This window comes from Pseudomonas quasicaspiana, from assembly GCF_021147825.1.
Lineage (GTDB): Bacteria > Pseudomonadota > Gammaproteobacteria > Pseudomonadales > Pseudomonadaceae > Aquipseudomonas > Aquipseudomonas quasicaspiana.
In genome coordinates, this window is record NZ_JAGTPI010000121.1 from 1 (window position 1) to 2,135 (window position 2,135).

Here is a 2,135-nt window from a genome sequence, read left to right on the forward strand (position 1 = left end):
GCCGAAGGCTGCGATGCGGAGTGACTGACACACCGCATCGCAGCCTTCGGCAGCTCCTACAGTGGGTATGTAATAAAGATTCAACCCCCAATAATAAATACAAGAGGACAACCCCGTGGCCGCCGATATCGAAGATAGTCGCTCTGCCCGTTTCGCCCTGCGTTGCGCCAAATGGGCGGAGCGCTGGTTTCCTGATTCCTGGGTGTTCGCCGCGCTCGCGGTGGTCATCGTCACGGTTGCCACGCTGGCCATGGGTGCCAGACCTGCCGATGCTGCCAAAGCTTTTGGCGACGGCTTCTGGAGTCTGATTCCGTTCACCATGCAAATGGCCTTCGTGGTGATTGGCGGTTATGTGGTGGCCAGCTCTCCTCCTGCAGTAAAGCTCATCGACCGGCTGGCGCGCATTCCAAAGAACGGGCGCTCGGCAGTGGCCTGGGTTGCGCTGATCTCCATGGTCGCCTCGCTGCTCAACTGGGGCCTGTCGCTGGTATTCGGCGGCTTGCTGGTTCGCGCCCTCGCCCGCCGTACCGACTTGCGCATGGACTATCGCGCAGCGGGTGCAGCGGCCTATCTGGGGCTCGGCGCCGTGTGGGCGTTGGGGCTTTCATCCTCGGCGGCACAGTTGCAAGCCAACCCCGGCAGCCTTCCACCTTCGATTCTGGCTATCACCGGCGTTATCCCGTTCACCGAAACCATTTTCCTCTGGCAGTCCGGTGTGCTGCTGGCGGCGCTGGTCGTGGTATCGCTGGTAGTGGCTTACGCAACGGCGCCGGGCCCGAACAGCGCTAAAGATGCCCAGGCGTGCGGCGTCGATCCGGCGTTCAGCATGCCCGCGTTACCTGCGCGTACCCGTCCGGGTGAATGGCTGGAATACAGCCCGCTGCTGATCATTCTGATGGTGCTGCTGGCGTCCGGCTGGATCTTCAACGAGTTTTCCACCAAGCCGGCAATTACGGCGATTTCCGGGCTGAATACGTATAACTTCCTGTTCATCATGGTCGGTGCGCTGCTGCACTGGCGTCCACGCAGCTTTCTCGATGCCGTGACCCGGGCAGTGCCGACCACCACGGGCGTGCTGATCCAGTTCCCGCTGTATGGGTCCATCGCGGCATTGATGACGACCGTAAAGGGCACGGATGCGCAGACCCTGGCCCATCACATCTCGACCTTCTTCACCAGCATCGCCTCCCACGACACCTACGCGCTGCTGATGGGCGTGTATTCGGCAGTCTTGGGTTTCTTCATCCCGTCGGGCGGCGGAAAGTGGATCATCGAAGCGCCCTATGTGATGCAGGTGGCCAATGACCTTGAGTATCACCTGGGCTGGGCCGTGCAGATTTACAACGCCGCCGAAGCGCTGCCGAACCTGATCAACCCGTTCTACATGCTGCCGCTGTTAGGCGTGCTGGGTTTGAAGGCTCGGGATTTGATCGGCTTCTCGTTCGTGCAGTTGCTGGTGCACACGCCGCTGGTGTTGTTTCTGCTGTGGATTCTGGGCGCGACACTGGCGTACACACCGCCGATGCATCCTTAGCGAGCCTGGTGTCCCTGACACCGCGCTGTCGCGAAGCAAACCCGGTTCTATGTGGGAGCCGGGCTTGCCCGCGATGCAGGCGATGGGGTGTATCAGAAAGACCGCGTTATCGTTCATCGCGGGCAAGCGCGCTCCTACAGGAAAGCATTCCAGATCAGGTGATTGCATTGGGTTTCATTAGCGCACTTTGCGCCCCTGACACTGCACTGTCGCGAAGCAAGCCCGGCTCTATGTGGGAGCCGGGCTTGCCCGCGATGCAGGCGATGCGGTGTATCAGAAAGACCGCGTTATCGTTCATCGCGGGCAAGCGCGCTCCTACAGGAAAGCATTCCAGATCAGGTGATTGCGTTTTGTTTGATCAGCGCGCGCCTGGTTTCCCTTACACCGCGCTATCGCGAAGCAAGCCCGGCTTTATGTGGGAGCCGGGCTTGCCCGCGATGCAGGCGATGGGGTGTATCAGAAAGACCGCGTTGTCATTCATCGCGGGCAAGCGCGCTCCTACAGGAAAGCATTCCAGATCAGGTGATTGCGTTTTGTTTCATTAGCGCGCCTGGAATGCCTGACACTGCACTGTCGCGAAGCAAGCCCGGCTCTATGTGGG

1 protein-coding gene is annotated in these 2,135 nt (G+C 60.4%); it reads left to right on the forward strand.

What is annotated here, in order from left to right; genetic code table 11:
* Nucleotides 1-115: 115 nt before the first annotated feature.
* Entirely contained in the window at nt 116-1,534 is a 1,419-nt protein-coding gene (locus tag KDX30_RS29360) for a short-chain fatty acid transporter (RefSeq protein ID WP_122805518.1), read from the forward strand.
* Nucleotides 1,535-2,135 lie beyond the last annotated feature (601 nt).